A 20214-nucleotide genomic window follows, 5' to 3' on the forward strand; every position below is an offset into this window, starting at 1 on the left:
GGCCGGCTGGTTGCGGCGTCCGGTGATTGCCGGTCCTCCTGCGTGCCCATTGCGTGCCCGTGCGCGCCCGGGCACGCAATGGGCACGCAGGAGGACCGGCAATCACCGGACGCCGCAACCAGCCGGCCCGGGACACAGAAAAGCCCAGGTCAGAAGGATCTGACCTGGGCTGTATCCGAGCCGCCTTCGGGATTCGAACCCGAGACCTACGCATTACGAGTGCGTTGCTCTGGCCAACTGAGCTAAGGCGGCACCGCCGGTAGACAAGTGTTCCCCTCGCGGGGTTCGCTCATCAGCAGCGGCGCCTAGTCTACAGGCTCGGAAGGGGTGCCCCGAACCGGGTTCCGGGGCGGGCCTGTGGCCGGGGGTTCACGTGCACTTCTTGCCGTTCTGCGGCGGCTTGCCCTCCAGGAGGTACGCGTTGATCGCGTTGTCGACGCACTGGCTGCCGCGGCCGTACGCCGTGTGGCCGTCGCCGTCGTACGTGAGGAGGACGCCCGAGTCGAGCTGGCCGGCCAGGGCCTGGGCCCACTTGTACGGGGTCGCCGGGTCGCGGAGGGTGCCGACGACCACGATCGGAGCGGCGCCCTTCGCGGTCAGGGGGCGGGCCTGGCCGGTGGCCTTGACCGGCCAGTACGTGCAGTTCAGCGCGGCCCATGCCAGGCCCGTGCCGAACACCGGGGACGCCTTGCGGAACGAGGGGAGGGCCGCCTGGACGGCTTCGGGGCCGGAGAAGGAGGGCGGCTGGTCGAGGCAGTTCACGGCGGCGTTCGCGTACATCAGGTTCGCGTACCGGCCGTCGGGATCGCGCTCGTAGTACGTGTCGGCGAGGGCGAGGAGGCCCGAGCCGTCGCCGTCCTTCGCCGCGGCGATCGCCTCGCGCAGCTGCGGCCAGGCGCTCTCGTCGTACAGGGCGGCGATCACGCCCGTGGTGGCGAGGGATTCGCCGAGCGGGCGGGCGGGGTCGCCGCTGGGCACCGGCTCGGCGTCGAGCGTCGTGAAGAACTCCCCGAGGCGGGCGGCCACCGCGTCCGGCCCGCCCTTGCCGAGCGGGCAGTCCGGCTGCTTCGCGCAGTCCAGGGCGAATGAGCGGAAGGCGGTTTCGAAGCCGGCGGTCTGGTCGCGGTTCATGTCGATCGCCGAGCGGGAGGGGTCCATGGCCCCGTCCAGGACGAGCCGGCCGGTCCGGCCGGGGAAGAGGTCGGCGTATGTGGCGCCGAGGAAGGTGCCGTACGAGGCGCCGACGTACGTCAGCTTCTCGTCGCCGAGCACCGCGCGCAGCATGTCCATGTCCCGGGCGGCGTCGACGGTGGAGACGTGCGGCAGGATGCGCTCCGAGCGCTCCCGGCAGGCGGCCGCGAACTCCTTGAACGAGGCGACGAGCCGGGCCCGCTCCGCCTCGTCGTCGGGGGTCTGGTCCACCTGCGTGAACTTGTCCATGGCCGGGCCGGTCAGGCATTGGACGGGGCTGCTGCGGTCCACGCCGCGCGGGTCGAAGGACACCATGTCGTATCGGGCGCGCACGGACGCCGGGTAGCCGATGCCGGCGAACGCCTGGAGGTAGCCGATGCCGGAGCCGCCCGGTCCGCCCGGGTTGACGACCAGCGAGCCGAGGCGCTTGCCGGGGCCGGTCGCGGGGCGGCGGGCGATGGCGATGTCGACGTCCTGGCCGGACTCGGGGTGGGCGTAGTTCAGGGGGGCCTTCATCGTGGCGCACTGGAAGCCGGGGACACCGCAGTCGCGCCAGGCCGGCTTCTGCTCGTAGTACGGGCGCAGTGCGGCGGGGACGGCGGTCGGCTGCGCGGACGGGGTGGTGCCGCGGACCGCGGAGGCGGAGGCGCGGGAGGCCGTCGAGCCGTCCGAGGTACAGCCGGAGAGCAGCAGCCCGGCCGCCGCGAGGACGGTGCCGGTGGTGCGCAGGAGGCGACTGGTGTCCATCCTCGGAGACTACGTGCTGGCGGGCGGCCCGGCCGGGTGGGCGCCGGGCGGGCGCCCGGACAGCGCCCGGCGTTCGTGCGCCACCGCCGGGCGCTTCGCTCGTACGGGTGAGCGGTCAACCGCAGTCGACCAGGGCGGGCCCGCGGCTCCGGCGCGCGGAGGGGGTGGCCCGCCGGACGGGCGGGGGCGGCTGTCAGCCCGCGCGGAGCGCCATCGTCATCGCCTCGACCGCGAGGAGCGGGGCCACGTTGCGGTCGAGGGCCTCGCGGCAGGCGCTGATCGCCTCGATCCGCCGCAGGGTGCGCTCGGGGCCGCCGGCCCGGGCGATCCGTTCGAGGTCGGGCCGCAGGTCCTCGTTGGCGATGGCGATCGCGCTGCCGAGCTGGAGGGCGAGGACGTCGCGGTAGAAGCCGGTGAGGTCGGTCAGGGCGAGGTCGAGGCTGTCGCGCTGGGTGCGGGTGCGGCGGCGCTTCTGCCGGTCCTCCAGCTCCTTCATCACGCCGGCCGTGCCGCGCGGCAGCCGGCCGGAGGTGCCGGCTCCGGCGCCGAGGGCGGCCTTCAGCTCCTCGGTCTCCTTCGCGTCGACCTCCTCGGCGAGCTGCTTGGCGTCCTCGGCGGCGGCGTCGACGAGCTCCTGCGCGGCCTTCAGGCAGCCGCCGACGTCGCCGACGCGGAGCGGCAGCCTCAGGACGGAGGCGCGGCGGGCGCGGGCGGACTCGTCCTGGGCGAGCCTGCGGGCGCGGTCGAGGTGCCCCTGGGTGGCGCGGGCGGCGAAGGCGGCCGTGTCGGGCGGGATGCCGTCGCGCCGGACGAGGACCTCCGCGACGGCCGCCACGGGCGGGGTCCGGAGCGTCAGGTGCCGGCAGCGGGAGCGGATGGTGGGGAGCACGTCCTCCAGGGACGGGGCGCACAGCAGCCACACGGTCCGCGGAGCGGGCTCCTCCACGGCCTTCAGCAGGACGTTCGCGGCGCCCTCGGTCAGGCGGTCGGAGTCCTCCAGGACGATGACCTGCCAGCGGCCGACGGCCGGGGAGAGCTGGGCGCGGCGGACGAGGTCGCGGGTCTCCTTGACGCCGATGGACAGCAGGTCGGTCCGGACGACCTCCACGTCCGCGTGCGTGCCGACCATGGTGGTGTGGCAGCCGTCGCAGAATCCGCAGCCGGGCTCGCCGCCGAGGGCCCGGTCCGGGCTGGTGCACTGCAGGGCGGCGGCGAACGCGCGGGCCGCGGTGGCCCGGCCCGAGCCGGGCGGGCCGGTGAAGAGCCAGGCGTGGGTCATCTTGGACGCGGCCGGCGGCTCCTGCCCCGCCTCAACGGCCGTGACCAGGGCGTCGGCGTCCCGGGCGGCCGCGGCAAGCTGCGCCTGCACCCGCTCCTGGCCCACCAGGTCGTCCCACACGGGCATCCGCCCACCGCCTTCCATACTGCTGATGTGCCATCCGCCATGCCGGCCGCACGGCCGCCGCAGGCCCGGCGCGTGCGCCCTCCAGTCTGACGCCCGTCGCCGACAATCCCGACCACGCCCAGCTGCCGCCGGGTGCCGGCCGTATTCCTCCCAGGCCCCCTGCCGGTCCTCGCCGGGTTCCCGGCCGGGCCCCTTCCGGTCCTCGCCGGGTTCCCGGCCGGGCCCCTGCCGGTCCTCGCCGAGCCCCTGCCGGCTGCCGGGCCCGCAGCCGGGTGCTGCGGCACCCGGGTGCGCCCGCGGGCACTCGCAGTCAGCGGAGGCCCGGCACGGCGGCCACGGCACTCGGGCCGAAGCCGGGAGCGTGCACCGCCGTCGGCAGGTGTCGCCGGACGCCTCCCGGCCGGCAGCCCGGCGCGGCGCGGCCCCGGCTCCGGCTCCGGACGGGAGTCCGACGGGGCGCCGAGGGCTCCTGGCGGCAGGCGGGCCGACGCAGGTCGACGCGGGCCGGGCCCGCCCTCCGCCGCGTGCACGCGCCCCGGTCAGCGGCGGCGGCGGCCGTTCTCGTCGTCTTCGTCGTCGTGGCGCGGGCCGAGCAGTTCGTCCGCCAGGGTCGGCTCGTCGTCCTCGGGGGCGTCCTGCGCCCACGACGGGCGCCCGGCGCGCGGCTGTCCGGCTTCGTCGAGGAGCGGCAGTTCGCGGGTCACGTCGTCGTCGGAGTCGCGGAAGATGCCCGGCGGGACCCGGTCCGCCGGGTCGTGGTCGGGGCGCCGGGCCGTGGGCCTGACCGCCGAGTGCGCCTGGGGACGGGAGCGGGGCGCGTCCGGGCGTACGGGCGGCAGAACGGCCGTCTCGTCGGCCGGGTCGGAGGCCGGCACGGGCGGCAGCACGGAGGTCTCCGCCGCCGGGTCGACCCGGCCGCCGGCGGGCCCGGCCGGGTCCGCCTTCGGCATCGGCACCGTCTGCGTCACGTCGTCCGGGCGGACGACCCGCTTCTCCACCGGCGGCCGGACCACCGGAGTCTCGACCGTCACCGCGTCGTCGGGGTGCGGCTCCTTGGCCATGGAGACCCGCGGCGCCGCGGCGGCCCTGCGGGCCGCTTCCGCTGCGGCGGCGGCCGCCTCGGCCTCCGCCAGCCGGCGCGCCTCCTCGGCCTTCAGCAGCGCCTCCTCGGCGCGCCGCTGCTTCTCCCGGCGCCGCTCCTCGGCCTCGGCGCGCAGCCGGGCCTCCTCTTCCGCCTCGCGGCGCAGACGCTCCTCCTCGGCGGCGCGGGCCTTCGCCTCGGCCTCGGCGCGGAGCCGCTCGGCCTCGGCGCGGGCGCGCGCCTCCTCTTCGGCGCGCAGCCGCTCCTCCTCGGCCCTGCGGGCGGCCTCCTCCTCGGCGATGCGGCGCGCCTCGGCGGCCTCCGCCTCGGCCCGGAGGCGGGCCTCTTCGGCCTCGCGGGCCCGGCGGGCCTCCTCCTCGGCGCGCAGCCGCTCCTCCTCGGCCTTGCGGGCGGCCTCCTCCTCGGCACGGCGGCGCGCCTCCTCCTCGGCCTTGCGGCGCGCCTCGACCCGGGCGACCGCCTCGGCCTCGGAGAGCGGGAGCATCCGGTCCAGGCGGTGGCGTACGACGGTGGCCACGGACTCCGGGTCCTGCCCGGCGTCGACGACGAGGTAGCGGCCGGGGTCGGCCGCGGCCAGGGTGAGGAAGCCGGCCCGGACCCGCTGGTGGAACTCGGCGGGCTCCGACTCCAGCCGGTCGGGGGCCTCGGTGAACCGCTCGCGGGCGGTCTCCGGCGAGACGTCGAGCAGCACGGTCAGGTGGGGGACGAGCCCGTCGGTCGCCCAGCGCGAGATGCGGGCGATCTCGGTCGGGGACAGGTCGCGGCCGGCGCCCTGGTAGGCCACCGAGGAGTCGATGTAGCGGTCGCTGATGACGACGGCGCCGCGCTCCAGGGCGGGCCGGACCACCGTGTCGACGTGCTCGGCGCGGTCGGCGGCGTACAGCAGGGCCTCGGCCCGGTTCGACAGCCCGGCGGAGGAGACGTCGAGCAGGATCGAGCGCAGGCGCTTGCCGACCGGGGTGGCGCCCGGCTCGCGCGTCACGACGACCTCGTGGCCCTTGCTCCGTATCCATTCGGCCAGGGCCTGGACCTGGGTGGACTTGCCGGCGCCGTCGCCGCCTTCGAGGGCGATGAAGAACCCGGAGCCGGCCGGGGCCTGGAGGGGCTCCCCGCCGCGCAGCGCGTCGCGCAGGTCGCGGCGCAGGGGTACGCCGCCCCGGTCGTCGGCCTTGGCGAGCACGATCACGGCGACCGGCAGGAGCAGGGCGCCGACGAGCATCAGCGTGTACGCCGCGCCGCCGTGCCGGAACACCAGCTCGCCGGCGGTCAGCCGGTGGGGGCCGATGCCGGCCGCCACGACGGGGGCGGCGAGTGCCCCGAGGCCGACCGCGACCCGCACGACGGCCTGCAGGTGCTCGGTGACGCGGCCGCGGCGGAGCTCCTCGGTCTCCTGGTCCAGCAGGGTGTGGCCGGTGTTCGCGGCGACGCCCGCGGCGGTGCCGGCGAGCAGCGACAGCAGCAGCACGGTCGCGGTGTCGGGCACCAGGCCGCTCAGCAGCAGCGCGGCGCCCGCGACCGCTGTGGCGAGGGCCAGCAGACGGCGCCGCGACAGGGCGGGCAGCACCTTCCCTGCCTGGGTGGCGCGGATGCCGGCGGCGGTGCCGCCGAGCAGGGCCAGCACGAGCAGCGCGAAGGCGGCGGGCCCGCCGCCGAGGTCGTACGCGTGGAGCACGGCGACGGCCGCGGCAGCGGACACGGCACCGGCGACGGCCGCGCAGGCCAGGACGAACAGCGGGATGGAGCCGGTGCGCCCCTTGTCGGGCCGGTCCCCCGCCTTGGGGGCGCGCAGTCCCTCCAGCGGCGAGCGCGGCCGCGGGGTGCGGCTCTCGGGGAGGACCAGCGGGACGAGCAGCGACAGGGACGCGGCGAACAGTCCGGCCGCCACGTACGAGCCGAGGGCGGCCTGGTTCGCGGCGAGCCAGTCCACGCCGAGGGCGAGGGCCTTGCCGATCAGGGTGGCGGCGAGCAGTACGGCCGCCGCGGCGGGCATCGCGGCGAACGAGGTGCGCAGGGTGAGCCGGCGCAGCGCGTCGAGGTGGTCGGGCAGCGGCCGTACGGCGGCGCCCTCGGGCGGCGCGGCGGGCAGCAGGCCGGGGGCGGCGCTGTCCTTGGCCGTGGTCCACAGCCGCTCGGCGGCGCCGGCGACGAAGACGGTGGCCAGCAGCGCGGTCAACGCGTGCGCCGGGGTCCAGTCGAGCCACAGCGGGGCGACGACGAAGAGCCCGATCCGGACCCCGTCTGCCGCGATCATGGTCCAGCGGCGGTCGAGTTTGCCGCCGGGGGCGATGAGCGCCGCGAGCGGGCCGAGCAGGACGGCGCCGAAGAGCAGGGTCGCGGCGATGCGGACGCCGAAGACGGCCGCGATCGTCAGGGCCCAGCCGCGGTAGCCGCCGCCGAACACCTCCTGGGAGACGGCGGTCTGGAAGGCCAGCAGCACCAGGACCAGCAGGGCGAGGGCGTCGCCGATGCCGCTCACGAGCTGGGCGCTCCACAACCGCCGCAGCCTGGGTGTGCGCAGCAGGGCGCGCACCGCCCGCTCGCGGGAGTCCGCGGCGAGGGCTTCGTCGTAGGAGGGGTTCACGGGGGCGGTCACGCCAGTCGGCTGCTCGGCTCGCGTCATCCGCCCAGCCTATCCGCTGCGCCGGACGGCTGCGGAGGCCTGTGGACAACCCCGGCGGCCCCCGCCGGGCGCCCCTCCGACCTCGTCCGAGCCCGTCCGACCGCCTCCGCCCCCCTCCGACCACCGGAGGCCCGGACCCCGGACGCGCGGCGGGGCCGGACGCGCGGCGGGGCGGTACCCCGCGCGCTCGCGCCGGTACCGCCCCGCCGGGTCCTGCGGTCCTGCCTACTCCTCGACCGAGGCCGCCGCTGCCGTCTTCTTCGCGGCCGCCGACTTCGCGGTGGTCGTCTTCTTCGCGGCCGTCTTCTTCGCCGTCGTCGTCTTGGCCGCCGCGGTCTTCTTGACGGCCGTCTTCTTCGCGGCCGTCGCCTTCTTCGCGGTCGTCGCCTTCTTCGCGGGGGCCTTCTTGGCCGTCTTCTTCGCCGGCCCCTTCGCCCGCTTCTCGGCGAGCAGCTCGTAGCCGCGCTCCGGCGTGATCGTCTCCACGTCGTCGTCGCGCCGCAGCGTCGCGTTCGTCTCGCCGTCCGTCACGTACGGGCCGAAGCGGCCGTCCTTGACGACGACCGGCCGCTCGCTGACCGGGTCCGTGCCCAGCTCCTTCAGCGGCGGCTTGGCCGCCGCCCGTCCGCGGGCCTTGGGCTGGGCGTAGATCGCCAGCGCCTCGTCGAGCGTGATCGTGAAGAGCTGCTCCTCCGACTCCAGCGACCGAGAGTCCGTCCCCTTCTTCAGGTACGGGCCGTACCGGCCGTTCTGGGCGGTGATCTCCACGCCCTCGGCATCGGTGCCCACGACGCGCGGCAGCGACATCAGCTTGAGCGCGTCGTCGAGGGTGACCGTGTCCAGGGACATCGACTTGAACAGCGAGGCGGTGCGCGGCTTGACCGCGTTCTTGCCGGTCTTGGGCGTGCCCTCGGGCAGGACCTCGGTCACGTACGGCCCGTACCGGCCGTCCTTGGCGACGATCTGGTTGCCGCTGACCGGGTCGGCGCCCAGCTGGAACTCGCCGCTCGGCTTGGCGAAGAGCTCCTCCGCGTAGGCGACCGTCAGCTCGTCCGGGGCGAGGTCGTCGGGCACGTCGGCCCGCTGGTGGCCCTCGGCGTCCTTCTCGCCGCGCTCCACGTACGGCCCGTAGCGGCCGACGCGCAGCACGATGCCCTCGCCGACCGGGAAGGAGGAGATCTCCCGGGCGTCGATCGCGCCGAGGTCGGTGACGAGCTCCTTCAGGCCGCCGAGGTGGTCGCCGTCGGCGGGCACGATGTCCGAGGCCTCCTCGGAGCCGAAGTAGAAGCGCTTGAGCCACGGCACGGCCTGGGCCTCGCCGCGGGCGATGCGGTCGAGGTCGTCCTCCATCTTGGCGGTGAAGTCGTAGTCGACGAGCCGGCCGAAGTGCTTCTCCAGCAGGTTGACCACGGCGAACGACAGGAAGGACGGCACGAGGGCCGTGCCCTTCTTGAAGACGTACCCGCGGTCGAGGATCGTGCCGATGATCGACGCGTACGTCGACGGGCGGCCGATCTCGCGCTCTTCGAGCTCCTTGACCAGCGAGGCCTCGGTGTAGCGGGCCGGCGGCTTGGTGGCGTGGCCGTCGGCGGTGATCTCGTCGGCGGCGAGCGCGTCGCCCTCGGCGACCTGCGGCAGGCGCCGCTCGCGGTCGTCGAGCTCGGCGTTCGGGTCGTCCGCGCCCTCGACGTACGCCTTCATGAAGCCGTGGAAGGTGATGGTCTTGCCGGAGGCGGTGAACTCGGCGTCCCGGCCGTCGCGGGCCGTGCCGCCGATCCTGACGGTGACGGAGTTGCCGGTCGCGTCCTTCATCTGGGAGGCGACGGTCCGCTTCCAGATCAGCTCGTAGAGCCGGAACTGGTCGCCGGTCAGGCCGGTCTCGGCGGGCGTGCGGAAACGATCACCCGAAGGGCGAATCGCCTCGTGGGCCTCCTGCGCGTTCTTGACCTTGCCCGCGTAGACGCGCGCCTTCTCCGGCAGGTAGTCGGCCCCGTACAGCTGCGTGACCTGCGCACGGGCCGCTGCCACGGCGGTTTCGGACAGCGTCGTGGAGTCGGTTCGCATGTAGGTGATGAAGCCGTTCTCGTACAGCTTCTGCGCCACCTGCATGGTCGCCTTCGCCCCGAAGCCGAGCTTGCGCGAGGCCTCCTGCTGGAGCGTCGTCGTACGGAACGGGGCGTACGGGGAGCGGCGGTACGGCTTGGACTCGACCGAGCGGACCGCGAAGGAGCTGTCCGCGAGGGCGGCGGCCAGGGCGCGCGCGTTCGCCTCGTCGAGGTGGAGCACCTCGGCGTTCTTCAGCCGTCCGTTCGCGCCGAAGTCGCGGCCCTGGGCGACGCGCTTGCCGTCGACGGTGTTCAGGCGCGCGACGAGGGTGGACGGGTCGGAGGGGTCGCCGGCCCGGCCGGTCGAGAAGGTACCGGTCAGGTCCCAGTACTCGGCGGAGCGGAAGGCGATGCGCTCGCGCTCGCGCTCGACGACGAGGCGGGTGGCCACGGACTGCACGCGGCCCGCCGAGAGCTTCGGCATGACCTTCTTCCACAGCACCGGGGAGACCTCGTAGCCGTAGAGCCGGTCGAGGATGCGGCGGGTCTCCTGGGCGTCGACCATGCGCTGGTTCAGCTCGCGCGGGTTGGCCACGGCGTCGCGGATCGCGTCCTTGGTGATCTCGTGGAAGACCATGCGGTGGACAGGGACCTTGGGCTTGAGGACCTCCTGGAGGTGCCACGCGATGGCCTCGCCCTCGCGGTCCTCATCGGTGGCCAGGAAAAGCTCGTCGGATTCGGCCAGCAGCTCCTTGAGCTTCCTGACCTGGGCCTTCTTGTCGGCGTTGACGACGTAGATCGGCTGGAAGTCGTGCTCGACGTCCACGCCGAGGCGGCGCACCTCGCCCGTGTACTTCTCGGGTACCTCCGCGGCGCCGTTCGGGAGGTCGCGGATGTGCCCGACGCTCGCCTCGACGACGTATCCCGGGCCGAGGTAGCCCTTGATCGTCTTCGCCTTGGCAGGGGACTCGACGATGACGAGTCGGCGGCCGCCCTGTGCGGTCTCGCTAGTCGGGGACAACTTGGCTCTTCTCTCCGGTCGGCACTCGGTCGCAGTACGGCGACGCTGCGGAGTGTGACGGTACAACCCGCCCCCGTGTCAAACGGCACAAGCCCGCAACGGCCACTCGAACGGTAACCCGACTAGTGCCATTTCTGCCGCCCGGATACCCCGCCGGACCGGTCCCGATCACCGGCCCGAGTGGCCAGGGGGCCGTCTGGCCCCGCCCCCGCACCCCTCTTGACGTCCGGCTTTGCTCCGAGAGCCGCGGTCGGCGGGGCGGACGGAGTCAGAGATGTGCGAGGCACCACGCCCCGAGGGCCAGCGACGCCGCCGCGCCGAGCAGGGCCGCCGGGAGGGCGAGCGAGGGGCGCACGCCCTCGGCGACCGGCGCACCGCGTCGTGCGCACGCCCCCGTCCAGGCCAGCAGGGCCGTCCCGTACAGCAGGAACACCGCTGCCGCGAACACCGCCGGACCGCGCTCCATGCCGTTCCCCCCTCGTCGCAAGGCCGCCCAGGGGCCCCGGCGTCCCCCCGGTACCCCGGGGCCCCTGCGGCCGTACGCCCTCCGCCGGGGAGCCTGCCAGCCGCGGGGGAACGGCGGGCGAACCCCCGGTGACGGCTCAGTGCTCGGCGACAGGCTCCAGGAAGCCCTGCTCGACGAGCAGCCGGATCGCCTCCGGGGTCCGGTCCCGCAGCCCCACCGGGTCCTCCTGCACCAGTTGCGCGATGGCGTCGAGGATCCGGCCCGCGCTGAGCGAGCCGTCGCAGACGCCCGCGAAACCGGCCCCGACCGTGTCGACCTTGGTGGCCCGCCGCATGCCGCGGTTCTGCCGCAGCACCACGTGCTCGGGGTCCTCGGCGCCGGGCGCGCCGACCTGCTCCTGGACGACCTCGCCGGCCAGGACGAAGCGGGCCTCCAGCAGGGCCGCGTCGTCGTGGTCGCGCAGGTAGTCCTGGCGGGCGAAGTGCGCCGCGACGGCGTCGCCGAGCGGCTGCTCCACCGGGTGCGGCCACTCCTCGATCACGATCGACGGCTCCTGCGCGCCGCTGCGGCGCAGCGTGATCCACCCGAAGCCGACCGCCTTGGTCTTGCGGGCCTCGAACTCGTCGAGCCATTCCTCGTACCGGCGCGCGTACTCCTCCGGCGCGGTGCGGTGGTCGCCCGCGTCGCGCAGCCACAGCTCGGCGTACTGGGTGACGTCCTGGACGTCGCGCTGGACGATCCAGGCGTCGCAGCCGCGCGGCACCCAGGAGCGGACGCGGTCGCGCCAGTCCTCGCCCTCGACGTGCTGCCAGTTGCCGAGGAACTGCGCGTAGCCGCCGGGGTTGAGGTGCGCGCCGGCCTGCTGCACGAGCGTGCGGCAGAGGTCGTCGCCGCCCATGCCGCCGTCCCGGTACGTCAGCCGCGCGCCGGGGGAGATGACGAACGGCGGGTTGGACACGATGAGGTCGTACGCGGCGTCACCGACGGGCTCGAACAGCGACCCGAGGAGCAGCTCGGCCTCGGGCGCCCCGGACAGCGCGAGCGTCAGCCGGGTGAATTCCAGGGCGCGGGGGTTGACGTCGGTGGCGGTGACGCGGGTGGCGTGCCCGGCGGCGTGCAGCGCCTGGATGCCGGATCCGGTGCCGAGGTCGAGGGCGCTGCCGACGGGGGTGCGCACGGTGATCCCGGCGAGGGTGGTGGAGGCGCCGCCGACGCCGAGGACGACGCCCTCCTCGCGGGAGCCGATCCCGCCGGCCCCGCCGACGGCGCAGCCGAGGTCGGAGACGATGAACCAGTCCTCGCCGTCCGGGCCGCCGTACGGGCGGATGTCGACGGCGGCGCGGACCGCGTCCCCGCCGCCCGCCGACTCCGCGCGGTGCAGCCAGCCGTCGGCGAGCGCGGCCTCCAGGGGAAGCGCCCGCGCGGCGTCCGCGGACGGCACGGTCTGCCGGAGCAGGAACAGCCGGACCAGGCTCGCGAGCGGGCTGCTGCCGGCGCTCCGCGTGGCGCGCAGGGCGGGCACGGTCTCGCTGCGGGCGAGGGCGGCGTAGGCGGGGGCGCCGAGGAGGTCGAGCAGCCCGTCGGCGGTGAAGCCGGCGGCGAGCAGCGCGGTGCGGAGTTCGGCGGCGCGGTCGGGCGTGGGGAGGCTGGAGGTACTCACCCGTCCATTGTGTCGGCCGGCGCCGCCGATCCGTGCGGCGCGCGGCCGGGCGGCGGGGCGGCGGGGCGGCGGGGCGGGCGGGCCGCCGGGCGGGCGGCCCGGCGGCCCGGCGGCGCCTGCGGATCAGCCCGTCGGTGCGGGGGACGCGACCTTGCAGCCCTTCTGCGCGTTCAACGCCTTCGCCAGGCCGCTCTTGTTGAGCTCGTCGAAGGCGCTCTTGCTGCCCTGGTTCGCCGCCTCGATGTCGCCGCCGAGCGCTTCGAGGCCGTCGGCGAACTTCGCCGGGTCCTTCGCGTCCAGCGCGTCGATCTTCGTCTTCACGTCCGCGTAGCCCTTGGCCGCCGTGTCGAAGCCGCCGGCCGACGCGTCGAGCATGGACTGCCCGTCCTTGACGGGCGGGACCCCGGCGTCACGCAGGGCCTTGGCCATCGCCGTGTATGCGTCGGCCTGCGTCTGGAAGGCGGCGGAGTCGACCTTCTGGACCTCGTCGGACTTGCTGTCCTGCGACGAGACCCGCTTCATCTCGGCGTTCGCCTTCTCGACCTTGTCCAACTGCGGCTGCCACTCGTCGCAGACCTTCTTGGCCCAGGCGTTGGCCTTCTCGTCGCCGTCGTCGCCGCAGCCGGACAGCACGAGCACCAGCGCCGCACAGCCGGACACCGCGGCCGCAAGCTTCTTGTTCACCGGATCGGTCCCTTCGAGGAGGCTCTCCGCGGGGAAGATACACGCCCGCCGTCACCGGTCGCGGAAAGGCGGACGGGCGGCGCGCCCGTGCGCGCCGCCCGTCCGCCTCCGTGGTGTGCCGCCGAGGGGTCCCTCCGGTCAGGAGACCACCGCGGGGTCGGACGGCTTGGCGACCCGTTCGGCCGCGGCCCCGTCGCCGCCGTCGCCGACGGCGATGTCGCGCCGCTTGGAGACGTAGACCGCGGCGACGATGACGGTGATCGCGACGGCCGCGACGACCGCGCGGACGGTCGGGCTGGTGTCGGCGCCGTAGCTGAACTGCACGACGGCCGGCGCGATGAGCAGTGCCACCAGGTTCATCACCTTCAGCAGCGGGTTGATGGCCGGGCCCGCGGTGTCCTTGAACGGGTCGCCGACGGTGTCGCCGATGACGGTCGCGGCGTGGGCGTCGCTGCCCTTGCCGCCGTGGTGGCCGTCCTCGACGAGCTTCTTCGCGTTGTCCCAGGCCCCGCCCGAGTTCGCGAGGAACACCGCCATCAGGGTGCCGCAGCCGATGGCCCCCGCGAGGAACGCGCCGAGCGCGCCGACGCCGAGGACGAAGCCGACCGCGATGGGCGCCATGACGGCGAGCAGGCCGGGCGTGGCGAGCTCGCGCAGCGCGTCCTTGGTGCAGATGTCGACGACGCGCCCGTACTCGGGCTTCTCCGTGTAGTCCATGATCCCGGGGTGCTCGCGGAACTGGCGGCGCACCTCGTAGACGACGGAGCCGGCGGAGCGGGACACGGCGTTGATGGCGAGGCCGGAGAACAGGAAGACCACGGCGGCGCCGAGGACGAGGCCGACGAGGTTGTTGGGCTGGGCGATGTCGAGGCTGAGGTTCATCTCCCCGGCCTTCGCCCCGACTTCCTTCACCGCGGTGGAGATGGCGTCGTTGTACGAGCCGAACAGCGCGGCCGCGGCGAGCACGGCGGTGGCGATGGCGATGCCCTTGGTGATGGCCTTGGTGGTGTTGCCGACGGCGTCGAGGTCGGTCAGGACCTGGGCGCCCGCGCCCTCGACGTCGCCGGACATCTCGGCGATGCCCTGGGCGTTGTCGGAGACGGGGCCGAAGGTGTCCATGGCGACGATCACGCCGACGGTGGTGAGCAGGCCGGTGCCCGCCAGGGCCACCGCGAAGAGCGCGAGCATGATGGAGGTGCCGCCGAGCAGGAACGCGCCGTAGACGCCGAGGCCGATGAGGAGCGCCGTGTAGACGGCGGACTCCAGGCCGACGGAGATGCCCGCGAGGACGACGGTGGCCGGACCGGTCAGGGCGGACTTGCCGATGTCGCGGACGGGGCGCCGGGTGGTCTCGGTGAAGTAGCCGGTGAGCTGCTGGATCAGGGCGGCCAGGACGATGCCGATGGCGACGGCGACCAGGGCCAGGATCCGGGGGTCGCCGGAGTGGCCGGTGATCGCCGCGTTCTCGACGCCGGCGAGGTCCTTGTACGAGGACGGCAGGTACGCGTACACGGCGGCGGCGACCAGGGCCAGGGAGATCGCGGCGGAGATGAAGAAGCCGCGGTTGATGGCGGTCATGCCGCTGCGGTCGGAGCGGCGCGGGGAGACCGCGAAGATGCCGATCATCGCGGTGACGACGCCGATGGCGGGGACGATGAGCGGGAAGGCGAGGCCGAGGTCGCCGAAGGCGGCCTTGCCGAGGATCAGCGCGGCCACGAGGGTGACGGCGTAGGACTCGAAGAGGTCGGCGGCCATGCCCGCGCAGTCGCCGACGTTGTCGCCCACGTTGTCGGCGATGGTCGCGGCATTGCGCGGGTCGTCCTCCGGAATGCCCTGCTCGACCTTGCCGACCAGGTCGGCGCCGACGTCGGCGGCCTTGGTGAAGATGCCGCCGCCGACGCGCATGAACATCGCGATCAGGGCGGCGCCGAGGCCGAAGCCCTCCAGGACCTTGGGGGCGTCGGCGGCGTACACCAGGACGACGCAGGAGGCGCCGAGCAGGCCGAGGCCGACGGTGAACATGCCGACGACGCCGCCGGTGCGGAACGCGATCCGCATCGCCCGGTGGGAGACCTCGGTCAGGTCCTTGGCGGGCTCGCCCTCGGCCGGAGTGGCCTCGCGTGCGGCGGCGGCGACGCGGACGTTGGCCCGGACGGCGAGGCGCATGCCGATGTAGCCGGTGATCGCCGAGAAGAGGGCGCCGACGAGGAAGAAGGCGGAGCGGCCCGCCCGCTGGCCCCAGTCGTCGGCGGGCAGCAGGAAGAGCAGGAAGAACACGACGACGGCGAAGATCCCGAGGGTGCGCAGCTGCCGGCCGAGGTAGGCGTTGGCGCCTTCCTGGACCGCCGCGGCGATCTTCTTCATGCTGTCGGTTCCCTCGTCGGCGGAAAGGACCTGGCGGACCAGGACCTGCGCGACGACGAGTGCGGCAATTGCCACGGCCGCGATCACCATGACGATGAGCCGGTTGTCCTCGGTGAGTACGGCGGCTGCCAGATCGGCGGTGCCGTCCGGCGCGTTGGGGGTGAAGAGCCCCGTCATTCGTCCTCCTTGACGTGATGAGCTCAAGATGTGGACGGATTGTAGGGACCTCTTCCGCATCAAAACAGTGCACGGGAAACGGAATTGGCCTGCTCTTGCACCCCACCAATAGATCGCGTCACTCCATTACCCTCGAAAGAGGTAATGGGGCAAAGGCATTGACGCCTGGTCATTGATCGGGAATAACGGTCCGGGCAAGAGAAAAGGCCCTGCTCGGCAGGGCCTCGAATAAGATCCAAAAATACTCTGGGAGTACCGGCTAAGGGAGTTCGCCTTCGCCCGGTCCCGAGACGGGCCAGCTCATGCGGATGGTGCCGCCGGCCTCGCCACTGATCACTTCGACGTCGTCGACGAGACCGCTGATCACCGCGAGCCCCATCTCGTCCTCCGTGTCGCCGTCCGGGTCGAGGGCCGCCTGCAGACCCGGCACGGTCCCGCCGGACGGGCCGGGCACCTCGTCGCCGACCTCGATGGAGAAGGACTTCTCCTCCTCGGTGAGCACCACCCGGACGGGGGCGGTGAGCCCGTTGCTCAGGTGCAGTCCGACGGCGCGCGAGCAGGCCTCGCCCACGGCGAGGCGGACCTCGTCGAGCACGGCTTCGTCCACGCCGACCCGCCGCGCGACGGCGGCCGCGACCAGGCGGGCCGTGCGGACGTGCTCGGGCTGGGCGCTGAAGCGGAGTTCAACGGTGGCCATTGCGTCCCCCTCGGACTGGGCGTGCCTTGCGGAGGGCCCGGGCCGCCCGCGGCCCGCGCCCCCGCTTCTCTCCGGCGCCCCCGCTGCCCGGGCCGGCGTACGGCCGCGCCCGGGGGCGGGGACGGACGTCAGTCGGTGGCGGCGACGGCGTCCTCCACCGTCGTGTGGATCGGGAACACCTTGGTCAGACCCGTGATGCGGAAGATCTTCAGGATGCGCTCCTGGTTGCAGACCAGCCGCAGCGAGCCCTCGTGCGCGCGGACGCGCTTGAGGCCGCCGACGAGCACACCGAGGCCGGTGGAGTCGAGGAAGTCCACCCGCTCCATGTCGACAACCAGGTGGTAGCTGCCGTCGTTCACCAACTCGACCAACTGCTCGCGCAGCTTGGGCGCGGTATACACATCAATCTCGCCACCGACCTCCACGACCGTGCGGTCGCCGACAGTGCGAGTCGACAGGGACAGGTCCACGGATCCTCCAGCACCTTGCTATCGAGCGGCGCCCCCCAGGGGCCTCCCCCACCCGCGGGCGGGGGAGAGATTGGCTGCCGCGATGGCATTCAACCACTTACCGGCAGGCGCGCACGACGCCTTCCGTCCATTGTCCTGCACGCCGGTGACACACTCGGTTCCAATGGCCAATACTCACCGCCCCGGTCGCCATACGGCGTCCGGGGACCCGAAACCCGCTCCCGGCACGGTCCTGGACCGCCTGTCACGGGGGCCGTACAGGGCTGCACGCATCACTCATACGGAGCACTTGCCCCCTCGGGAGGGCCGTCATGCAGTGTGGCCCGACCGCATCCGAACGGATGTCGTGGCCGCGATCCGCTCCGCGGGTGTCGAGCATCCCTGGGCGCACCAGGCGGCGGCCGCGGAGCACGCCCTGGACGGCGAGTCCGTGGTGGTCGCCACCGGGACGGCCTCCGGCAAGTCGCTGGCCTACCTGGCGCCGGTGCTGTCCGCGCTCGCGGACGGCTCGGAGGCCCCGAACGGGCGGGGCGCGACCGCCCTGTACCTGGCCCCGACGAAGGCGCTGGCCGCCGACCAGCGGCGCGCCGTGCGCGAACTGGCGGCGCCGCTGGGCACCTCGGTCCGCCCCGCCGTGTACGACGGCGACACGCCGGTGGAAGAACGCGAATGGGTGCGCCAGTACGCGAACTACGTCCTGACCAACCCCGACATGCTGCACCGCGGGATCCTGCCGGGCCACGCCCGCTGGTCCTCCTTCCTGCGCGCCCTGCGCTACGTCGTGGTCGACGAGTGCCACACCTACCGGGGCGTCTTCGGCTCGCACGTGGCCCAGGTGCTGCGCCGGCTGCGGCGGCTGTGCGCCCGCTACGGCGCCGATCCGGTGTTCCTGCTGGCGTCCGCCACCGCGAGCGACCCGGCGGCCGCCGCGTCGCGCCTGACGGGCCTGCCGGTCCGCGAGGTCACCGACGACGCCTCCCCGCGGGGCGAGGTCGTCTTCGCGCTGTGGGAGCCGCCGCTGACCGACCTGCGGGGCGAGCGGGGGGCCCCGGTGCGGCGCACGGCCACGGCCGAGACCGCCGACCTGCTGACCGACCTCGTCGTGCAGGGGGTCCGGACGGTGGCGTTCGTCCGGTCCAGGCGGGGCGCCGAGCTGATCTCGGTGATCGCGCAGGAGCGGCTCGCCGAGGTCGACCGGTCGCTGCCCGGGCGGGTGGCCGCCTACCGCGGCGGCTACCTGCCGGAGGAGCGGCGGGCCCTGGAGGCGGCCCTGCACTCCGGTGAGCTGCTGGGCCTGGCCGCGACGACGGCCCTGGAGCTGGGCGTGGACGTGTCCGGGCTCGACGCGGTCCTGATCACCGGCTATCCGGGGACCCGGGCTTCGCTGTGGCAGCAGGCGGGCCGGGCCGGCCGCTCCGGCCAGGGCGCCCTGGCCGTGCTGATCGCCCGCGACGACCCGCTCGACACCTACCTGGTGCACCATCCGGAGGCCCTCTTTAGGCAGCCGGTGGAGGCCACCGTCCTGGACCCGGACAACCCGTACGTCCTGGCGCCTCACCTGTGCGCGGCCGCCGCGGAGGCCCCGCTGACGGAGGCGGACCTCCCGCTGTTCGGCCCGGCCGCCCGGGAGCTCGTACCGCAACTGGAGGCGGCGAAGCTGCTGCGCCGGCGGGCCACGGCCTGGCACTGGACGCGCCGGGAGCGGGCCGCGGACCTGGCGGACATCCGGGGCGGGGGCGGCCGCCCGGTGCAGATCGTGGAGGCCGCCACGGGGCGGCTGCTGGGCACGGTGGACGAGTCCGCGGCCCACACCGCCGTCCACGACGGCGCCGTCCACCTCCACCAGGGCCGCACCTATCTGGTGCGGCACCTCGACCTGGAGGACTCCGTCGCCCTCGTCGAGGAGGCCGACCCGCCCTTCTCGACGACCGCCCGCGACACCACCGCCGTCTCCGTGCTGGAGACCGACGCCGAGATCCCCTGGGGGGACGCCCGGCTCTGCTACGGCTCGGTGGAGGTCACCAACCAGGTGGTGTCCTACCTGCGCCGCAAGCTGATCACCGGCGAGGTCCTCGGCGAGGCCAGGCTGGACCTGCCGCCGCGCACCCTGCGCACCCGCGCCGTGTGGTGGACCGTCACCGAGGACCAGCTGGACGAGGCCGGGATCTCCCCGGAGATCCTGGGCGGGGCCCTGCACGCCGCCGAGCACGCCTCCATCGGCCTGCTGCCGCTGTTCGCGACCTGCGACCGCTGGGACATCGGCGGCGTCTCCGTCCCCCTGCACCCGGACACCCTCCTGCCGACCGTGTTCGTCTACGACGGCCACCCCGGGGGCGCCGGCTTCGCGGAGCGGGCCTTCCACACGGCCCGCGCCTGGCTGACGGCGACCCGCGACGCGATCGCCGCCTGCGAGTGCGAGGCGGGCTGCCCCTCCTGCATCCAGTCCCCGAAGTGCGGCAACGGCAACGACCCGCTCCACAAGCGCGGCGCGATCCGCCTCCTGACCCGCCTCCTCACCCACGCCCCCAACGCCGCCGGACCCGGCCCGCACCGGCCCGCCCCCTGAGCCGTACGACTCCAGCCAGGCCGCAGGGGGCGCGTCCCCGGCGGAGGACGGGCCCGCGCGGGCACTGATCACCGGGGTGAAGGGGCCCGCGGCGGGGCGGGCCGCCACCTCTGCCACCTCCCCGTGGAGGAGGCAGGCGGCGACGGAGGCGCCCTGCGCCGCAGCCACGCGCCGGGCGGCGGCGCACGCGGCCTCGGGACCGCGGGCCCAGGTGGCGGCCGCGGCGAGCGCCCCGAGGTCGGCGGCCGCCGCCGCGCGGTGGCGGGCGGCCACCGCCTGGCCGAGCAGGAGCACCCCGCCGAACACCGCCCCCAGGGCGGTGGCCACGAGGGCCGCCCACACGGTCGCCGAACCCCTGTCGCCCCTCATGGCGGCGGCCCCACGCTGTCCTCGGCCAGCGCTGCCGCCCGGGCCCCGAGCCGCACCTGCAGCCCGGCCGGCCCCGGAGCGGGCGCCTCCACCCGAACGTGCCACAGGTCGCCCCTGCGTTCGATCACCACCTCGGCTCCGGCCGGGGCGGCCGACCGGGCCGCCGCGGCCGCGTCCTGCCCCGGCTCGGAGCGGGCCGCGGCCCGGGCACCGACCCGGGCCGCGTCCACGCAGCGGATCTGCGCGGCCGCCGCCATCAGCGCCCACACCAGGAGGGCGGCGAACAGCACCAGGGCCGGAATCACCAGAGCCGCCTCCGCGGTGGCGAATCCGCCGTCGCGCGGCCGGGCCGGAGCCGGCCGCGGCTTTTCCTCAGAAAGGCACATCGAGTGCCTTTCCGATGGTCGACTGGAGCGCCGTGGAGACCACGTCGCTCGTCACCACCTTGTACAGGACCGCGGCGAACGCACACGCCGCGATCGTTCCCATGGCGTATTCCGATGTCGACATCCCCGCATCGCCGGCACGCCCGCCGATCACGGCCCGCACACGAAACCAGATCATCTTCACGGCAACCTCCTGTGGAAATACGTTCACTGACGTTCTCTCAGCTTCTTTTGCGCCCCACCC

General features: G+C 74.4%; 13 protein-coding genes, 1 tRNA gene and 1 pseudogene. 1 reads left to right on the forward strand and 14 read right to left on the reverse strand.

The annotated features are described in order from the left end of the window. Positions 1 to 178: 178 nt before the first annotated feature. From EF903_RS07660 to bldG, 11 genes are all read right to left on the reverse strand, one after another. Positions 179 to 252: transfer RNA gene (locus EF903_RS07660), tRNA-Thr, on the reverse strand. Positions 253 to 369: 117 nt separating this feature from the next. Then, entirely contained in the window at positions 370 to 1938 is a 1569-nt protein-coding gene (locus EF903_RS07665) for an alpha/beta hydrolase (RefSeq protein WP_125542197.1), read from the reverse strand. A 193-nt stretch (positions 1939 to 2131) separates the two neighbouring features. Then, complete coding sequence (locus EF903_RS07670; RefSeq protein WP_125542198.1) at positions 2132 to 3343, reverse strand: DNA polymerase III subunit delta'; 1212 nt, start codon at positions 3341 to 3343, stop codon at positions 2132 to 2134. A 539-nt stretch (positions 3344 to 3882) separates the two neighbouring features. Next, positions 3883 to 7065 (reverse strand): dTMP kinase, encoded by a 3183-nt coding sequence (gene tmk, locus EF903_RS07675; protein ID WP_125542200.1) that lies wholly within the window; start codon positions 7063 to 7065, stop codon positions 3883 to 3885. A gap of 225 nt (positions 7066 to 7290) precedes the next feature. Further along, entirely contained in the window at positions 7291 to 10131 is a 2841-nt protein-coding gene (gene topA / locus EF903_RS07680; protein ID WP_125542202.1) for a type I DNA topoisomerase, read from the reverse strand. Positions 10132 to 10399: 268 nt separating this feature from the next. Continuing rightward, the gene (locus EF903_RS07685; RefSeq protein WP_125542204.1) at positions 10400 to 10597 is read right to left on the reverse strand and encodes a hypothetical protein; all 198 of its coding nucleotides are present in this window, start codon (positions 10595 to 10597) and stop codon (positions 10400 to 10402) included. A gap of 136 nt (positions 10598 to 10733) precedes the next feature. After that, positions 10734 to 12257: a methyltransferase gene (locus EF903_RS07690; RefSeq protein ID WP_125542206.1), complete on the reverse strand. Its 1524-nt coding sequence runs from the start codon at positions 12255 to 12257 to the stop codon at positions 10734 to 10736. A 123-nt stretch (positions 12258 to 12380) separates the two neighbouring features. Beyond that, on the reverse strand, positions 12381 to 12941 hold the full coding sequence (locus tag EF903_RS07695; RefSeq protein ID WP_125542208.1) for a small secreted protein: 561 nt from the start codon (positions 12939 to 12941) through the stop codon (positions 12381 to 12383). A 138-nt stretch (positions 12942 to 13079) separates the two neighbouring features. Continuing rightward, the gene (locus tag EF903_RS07700; RefSeq protein ID WP_125542210.1) at positions 13080 to 15482 is read right to left on the reverse strand and encodes a sodium-translocating pyrophosphatase; all 2403 of its coding nucleotides are present in this window, start codon (positions 15480 to 15482) and stop codon (positions 13080 to 13082) included. Between the two features lie 259 nt (positions 15483 to 15741). Further along, the gene (locus EF903_RS07705) at positions 15742 to 16179 is read right to left on the reverse strand and encodes an ATP-binding protein (protein ID WP_125542212.1); all 438 of its coding nucleotides are present in this window, start codon (positions 16177 to 16179) and stop codon (positions 15742 to 15744) included. Between the two features lie 128 nt (positions 16180 to 16307). Beyond that, positions 16308 to 16649, reverse strand: coding sequence for an anti-sigma factor antagonist BldG (bldG, locus tag EF903_RS07710; RefSeq protein WP_030152678.1), 342 nt, complete (start codon positions 16647 to 16649; stop codon positions 16308 to 16310). 82 nt (positions 16650 to 16731) lie between these two features. Here bldG and EF903_RS07715 point away from each other — a divergent pair, with 82 nt between their 5' ends. Next, complete coding sequence (locus EF903_RS07715; RefSeq protein ID WP_125542214.1) at positions 16732 to 19215, forward strand: DEAD/DEAH box helicase; 2484 nt, start codon at positions 16732 to 16734, stop codon at positions 19213 to 19215. Positions 19216 to 19323: 108 nt separating this feature from the next. Here the strand turns inward: EF903_RS07715 and EF903_RS07720 are convergent. The 3 genes and pseudogenes from EF903_RS07720 to EF903_RS07730 all read right to left on the reverse strand — a co-directional run. Next, positions 19324 to 19584: pseudogene (locus EF903_RS07720) on the reverse strand (Rv3654c family TadE-like protein); the annotation flags it as partial. Continuing rightward, positions 19581 to 19889: a TadE family type IV pilus minor pilin gene (locus tag EF903_RS07725; RefSeq protein WP_312845894.1), complete on the reverse strand. Its 309-nt coding sequence runs from the start codon at positions 19887 to 19889 to the stop codon at positions 19581 to 19583. The gene EF903_RS07725 and the pseudogene EF903_RS07720, both read right to left, overlap by 4 nt. Positions 19890 to 19956: 67 nt before the next feature. Next, the gene (locus EF903_RS07730; RefSeq protein ID WP_125542232.1) at positions 19957 to 20148 is read right to left on the reverse strand and encodes a DUF4244 domain-containing protein; all 192 of its coding nucleotides are present in this window, start codon (positions 20146 to 20148) and stop codon (positions 19957 to 19959) included. Positions 20149 to 20214: the final 66 nt, after the last annotated feature.

Source organism: Streptomyces sp. WAC05292 (genome assembly GCF_003949955.1).
GTDB lineage: Bacteria > Actinomycetota > Actinomycetes > Streptomycetales > Streptomycetaceae > Streptomyces > Streptomyces globosus.